The sequence below is a fragment of the Trebonia sp. genome (genome assembly GCF_030042015.1).
GTDB lineage: Bacteria > Actinomycetota > Actinomycetes > Streptosporangiales > Streptosporangiaceae > Trebonia.
Window position 1 is genome coordinate 1 of record NZ_JASIAL010000388.1, and the last position, 5,409, is coordinate 5,409.

At 64.3% G+C, this 5,409-nt stretch carries 5 protein-coding genes; 4 read left to right on the forward strand and 1 reads right to left on the reverse strand.

Annotated elements, in window-relative coordinates:
• Nucleotides 1-322: 322 nt before the first annotated feature.
• Nucleotides 323-475, forward strand: coding sequence for a hypothetical protein (locus Q1N79_RS21085; RefSeq protein WP_300611549.1), 153 nt, complete (start codon nucleotides 323-325; stop codon nucleotides 473-475).
• 57 nt (nucleotides 476-532) lie between these two features.
• Complete coding sequence (locus tag Q1N79_RS21090; RefSeq protein ID WP_300611551.1) at nucleotides 533-1,000, forward strand: helix-turn-helix domain-containing protein; 468 nt, start codon at nucleotides 533-535, stop codon at nucleotides 998-1,000.
• 216 nt (nucleotides 1,001-1,216) lie between these two features.
• Here the strand turns inward: Q1N79_RS21090 and Q1N79_RS21095 are convergent, their stop codons facing one another.
• Nucleotides 1,217-3,433: a UvrD-helicase domain-containing protein gene (locus Q1N79_RS21095; protein WP_300611553.1), complete on the reverse strand. Its 2,217-nt coding sequence runs from the start codon at nucleotides 3,431-3,433 to the stop codon at nucleotides 1,217-1,219.
• Nucleotides 3,434-3,482: 49 nt separating this feature from the next.
• On the opposite strand from Q1N79_RS21095, the gene Q1N79_RS21100 reads away from it, so the two are divergent.
• Both Q1N79_RS21100 and Q1N79_RS21105 read left to right on the forward strand, forming a co-directional pair.
• Nucleotides 3,483-4,238 carry an HNH endonuclease gene (locus tag Q1N79_RS21100; RefSeq protein ID WP_300611555.1) on the forward strand — a complete coding sequence of 252 codons (756 nt, stop codon included), beginning with the start codon at nucleotides 3,483-3,485 and terminating at the stop codon, nucleotides 4,236-4,238.
• A gap of 84 nt (nucleotides 4,239-4,322) precedes the next feature.
• Entirely contained in the window at nucleotides 4,323-5,210 is an 888-nt protein-coding gene (locus Q1N79_RS21105; protein WP_300611557.1) for a restriction endonuclease, read from the forward strand.
• Nucleotides 5,211-5,409: the final 199 nt, after the last annotated feature.

Here is a 5,409-nt window from a genome sequence, read left to right on the forward strand (position 1 = left end):
CATCCGGTCATCGACATGCTGCTTGATGGCCTTGTCGTGGATGTCGACGAAGGACCCGGTGAACTCCCGGTAGTCCTCGGTCAGCCGATCACGGACCTGGAAAACATCCACGTCTGCCCCACTCTGCCATGCGATGGCGACTTAGGGTGACATCCTACGCCGACGGTTGTGTGGTCAGACGCCAAGATATCGACCTAATATGCGTCCCAACCCGACAGCAAGATACGCGTTGAAGTCACGCCACGATTGACCATCGCATCTGCCGTAGCGCTGGAGCCAGTTCGGAGGTTACACTTATTCCAGTTAAGTTACAGTAGGGATAATGCCGCGCACGGGTGTACTGGGCCAAGCCACGCGGATCGATCCGGTCCCCGCGGATCATGAGGCTCTTGACGAGCTGCGCGAGCGAGAGGACCTTGGGGACGGGGAGTTGCTGCTGCGCACCGCTGACGGCACTGAGATCAGCCTGCCTTAATCCCTTTTGCGGCTAGTAGTCAGTGCAGCGAACAACCTGGCAGCCGGACGCGCGGTAATGGCTATTCCCGCTGAAGTAACCCTCTCGCCAGCGGAGGCCGCAGAACTGCTTGGGCTGTCCCGGCCTTTCGTGGCCAGGCTCCTCGAACGTGGAGATATACCGTCCAAGTTCTTGCCTGAGAGTCGTCATCGCAGGATAAGGCTTGAAGACGTGCTCGCGTTCCAAGCACGCCGTGAGCGCAGAGCGGAGGGACGGCGCAGGATCGCGGACATAGCCGCCACGGCTGGCTTGCCGTACTTATGCTTACTGTTCGTGGCCAGAGTATTCATCGACACGAACGTCCTGTTCCCGTTTTCCGTGATGGATCTCATGCTCGCGCTCACCGAGGATGGGATTCACGATGTGATGTGGACGGACGACCTCCTCGATGAATGGGAGCGTGTCATAGTCCGGGAGCGCCGGTGGCAGGGCAGGCTGAAGCGCTGGTCACGTGGAACGACAAAGACTTTAACTGTGACTTCATGAAGAACCATGGGGTCACGGTCGTGAACCCGGACGTCTACCTCTGCTCCCTCTACACGGAATTCCCGGCCGAGGTCCTTGAAACGATCACGCGCCTCGCAGCAAGCAAGCGTCGCCCGCCGATGACGCCATCCGGCATCATAGACGCGCTCGATGCGGCGGGACTTGTCCAATTCGCTTCCCGAATCCGTCCACACCTAGCCTGAGCACGCTTTTGAATTACCATCTCGCGAGGAATGGGCTAGGGGTGCCGGTGTAGGAGAGGTAGAGATGGTCCCGGGCGCGGGTGCAGGCGACGAACAGCAGGCAGCGTTCGCGTTGCAGGTCCTGAGCGTGGGCGAGCGGGTCGTCTGTGGCGGGGGTGACGGCGGCAGGGGCTGGGACGATCCCGTCCGCGACGCCGATGATGGCGACCGCCTGGAACTCCAGGCCCTTCATGCCGTGCATGGTGCCGATGCGGACTGTGTTCTGTCCGGACTTGTCGGATAGCGGTGCCGTCGGGATGCCTGCCGCCGCCAGCGCCGCGGCGGCCTGCTTGAACAGGTAGCCGGCGCGGGCGGCGACACCGATGGCGTGCGGCTCGATGCCCTCGTCCTGCCAGTGGCGGATGCGGGCGACCAGCGCCGCGAGCTCACCGTCACGAGTCATCGCCCCGCGGATCATCGGGCGGCGGCCATGCATCGGAGAGCGGTAACCGGTCAGCGTGTCGGCCTCATCGTCCAATCCGCTGAACGCCGCCTTGCCGAGCGTGGGGACGGCCAGGGCAAGGATCTCCTGGGTGGTGCGGTAGTTGACCGTGAGCCGCCGGCTGCGTCCGCGGACGTTGATCCCGACCTTCGCGAGCGACACGTGGTTGTCGTAGATCCGCTGGTGCACGTCACCGACGATGAACATGTCGTCGGGGCCGGCCGGAACGGCGGCGCGCAGCAGCCGCCACTGAGCCGGGTGCAGGTCCTGCGCCTCGTCGACGATCACGTGCCGGTAGGGCGGTCGGCCGGACGCCTGGAGAAAACGCGCGGCCTCATTGGCGAGCTGCAGGAACGTGGACTGGCCCCTTGCGTTCAGCTCCGACTCGACCTGCTGGGCGAGCTGCCAGACCTGGCGGCGCTGCGCCTTGCCGAGCGGCGTGCCCTGGCCGGCGCGCGAACAGGTGAGGTAGTCCTCCTCTGCTCGCAGATCCTGCGCGAGGATTACCTGCTCCCACTCGCGGACGAGGAATGTCGGCGCGAACGCCAAGCCTGCCTTGGCGGCAGCTGTGGCCCAGAGGTCCGACAGGGCCTTGTTGTCGATGATGGCGGGGCGGGCGCCGCGGGATTGCCCGGCAAGGCGGTAAGCGAGCCGGTCGACGTTGAGGATCTCGACCCGTCGGCGGACGTCGTCCGCGTCCACAAGAAGATCGAACTGGGTCTCGAGGGCTTCTGCCAGGTTCCGGGTAAAAGTCGTCAGCAGAACGGACCGGGCTTCCTCCACCGCGGAAAGTTCCTCGCTGGCCTGGCGGGCGAGGTGCGCGGCCCGGTGCAGTGCGGTGACAGTTTTCCCGGTTCCCGCGCCACCGGTCACCTGGACTGGGCCTGCGTACCGGGCTGCGTAGGCAATCTTGCGCTGCGCCGGGTGCAGGAAGATCCGCCAGGCCGCGAACGGATGCTCCAGGATGCGCTGAAGCTCCGTGTTGCTGTCGATGAAGACCACGCGGCCCGGCGTGCGCTCCATGGCCTTGACGATGTTGCCGGTGTCGACGGGCTCGTTCGGCGCGTACTGCGAAACTTCTGCCCAGACCTCCTCGGGTGTCTGGCCGCACGCCAGCCCGAACAGCGCGTTGTACTGTGCCTCGGGGATCATCTTCTCCAGAGCCGCCAGCTCCGCCTCGGTTGATAGCAGGCGGGCGATCACCATGGTGTTCGAGTCGATGCCGAGGCGTGCCAGGTCGGCATCTCTGACGTGCGCGAGCAGCTTCGTCTCGGTCTTCCCTGCGGCCTCTTCAAGCACTGGCTGAATTTGCTCCAGGGCCGTCTCGTCGCGGACCTCGACGACGCCGAGCGCCGGGTTGACCGTGAACTTGTGGCTGGCCGCGTACTCGATCGCCCTGTCGTGCGGCAGGACCCTGATCAGGCTATAGGTGTCGCCACTGTCCGGCGCGAGAACGACGCCGCGCCAGTGCTGGTCGATCCGGATCGTCCGGATTCGGTCGTCCTTGCTCTTCTGGATCTTTTCCAGGTGCAGGCCTGCGTAGGTGTGCTCCGCGAACTTATCGATCGTGTCCTTGACGGCGCTTTGCACTGACCTCTCAAGCCTTGAGTAGTCATCGAGGAAGTCCTTGTCGATCGCGAGCCGCGGCAACGCAAGTACCTCCTGACTTCTATCGGATGGTTGGCCGTGGGGCACCAATGCTAACGGTTTGAGGTGATTAGCCAGGCTAACTCGGATCGTCGCAGGCAACACATTGCGTTTGGCAATATTGCCAGACGCAACTGCCTACGATTGGCGCATGGTGGACGAGGGGCGCAGGAACCCGGACTGGGAGTGGGACGAGATCGTCCTCGCCTGTGACCTGGTCATGCAGAACGGCGGCCGGTGGCTCCCCGCCGAGAACCCTCAGGTCATCGAGCTGTCCGAGCTCTTGCAGAAGATGACTATCCATCCTCCCGAGACGCGGCGTGCTGACTTCAGGAACCCGAACGGCGTCGGCCGCAAGACCGCGGACATCGCCACGTCGCTTCCGGGCTATACCGGGCGTCCGACAAACGGCGGTCGGCGCGACAAGGAGGTCATCGCCAGGTTCCTCGCCGAGCCCGATGTGATGCACGTGATGGCGGAGGCCACTCGCGCGTCAGTGGCTAGCGGTGAGCCGGCCGACTTCCCGCGCGACGTGGGCTACGAGGGCGAGAGCGAGATGGAGGGCCGGTACCTCCTGCGCTGGCACGCCTACCGGGAACGTAACCCCACACTGCGACGCAAGAAGGTCAACAGCGTGGTGGCGGCCGGCAGGCCACTTGCCTGCGAGGTCTGCGAGTTCGACTTCGGTCAGACCTACGGCGAGCGCGGTCGCGGGTACATCGAGTGTCACCACGTGGAGCCGCTCCACGTCGGCGGTGAGGGTCCGCGCAGCATCCTTGACTTGGCGCTGCTCTGCTCCAACTGCCACCGGATGATCCACACGAAGCCGCCCTGGCCGACCCCAGCCGAACTGCGCGAGATCATCCGCCAGTCGGGTGTGGCGACTACTTCTGCCCGGGCAGAATGACCGGTACTTGCCAATGTCAGCTCGTAGTTCACTAGCCTGGCCGTTGGGTTGCTCCGCTGAGAGTTCTGGAAGAAGTGACTGCTCATGACGAATGTCGAGGTGCCTCCGTACAACGAACTGTTGTGGCCGTCCCTCAAAGCCGTGGCAGAACTGGGCGGGTCGGCATCGATCGGAGAGATCGTCGAGACCGCCGTCAAGCTGCAGCACTTCAGCGACGCCCAGCAGGCCGTGCTGCATAACGACGGACCCGTGACGGAGATCAGCTACCGGCTCGCTTGGGCGCGCTCGTACTTGAAGGGCATGGGTCTGCTGACCAACAGCGCACGGGGAATCTGGTCTCTCACTGAGGCTGGGAGCGCACTGCTCGCTGACACTTCCCTCACCGATGACCAGCGGCGCCAGCGGGTTCGTGAGATATGGAAAGCTCATCTCCCCGAGTTCCGGGCCAGCCGGAAGAGCAAGGCGAGCCCTGAGGAGATGGCCAAGGTTGATGCCGACGGGCCAGGCGACGAGGCTAACTGGAAAGAGCAACTGCTCGGACAGCTCATGGGTATGCAGCCTGATGCGTTCGAGCGGCTTGCCCAAAGGTTGCTGCGCGAGGCCGATTTCGACAGCGTCTCAGTGACGGGCAGGAGCGGCGACGGCGGAATTGACGGGCTAGGTGTCTACCGGCTCGGGCTGGTCAGCTTCCCTGTGTTTTTCCAGTGCAAGCGCTACCAGGGCAGCGTGGGCGCGGCGGCAGTCCGCGACTTCCGAGGCGCCATGGCGGGACGCGGAGACAAGGGCCTCCTGATCACCACAGGGACGTTTACCGCGGAGGCTAAGAAGGAAGCGACCAGAGACGGCGCACCGCCGGTCGATCTGATTGACGGCGATCGCCTGAGCGACCTGCTGAAGAAACATGAGCTCGGCGTCCAGACGCGGATGGTCGAGGACGTCACAGTGGACGGCGCGTTCTTCAGCGACATTTGAAGCCTCATGAGTGCTGCGGAGGCAGCACGGGGCTATGCCACCAAAAGTGTTACCCTTAACTCATGGCGATTGAGAGGGTTCCGGAGGCCAGCCTGACCCGCAAGCGGTCGGTCACGCTGGCCGGCGGGCTGATCGCTGAGGTTGAGGAGCTTGCGGGCCCCCGAGGGTTTTCGGCGGCGACCTCAGAGGCCCTGACGCA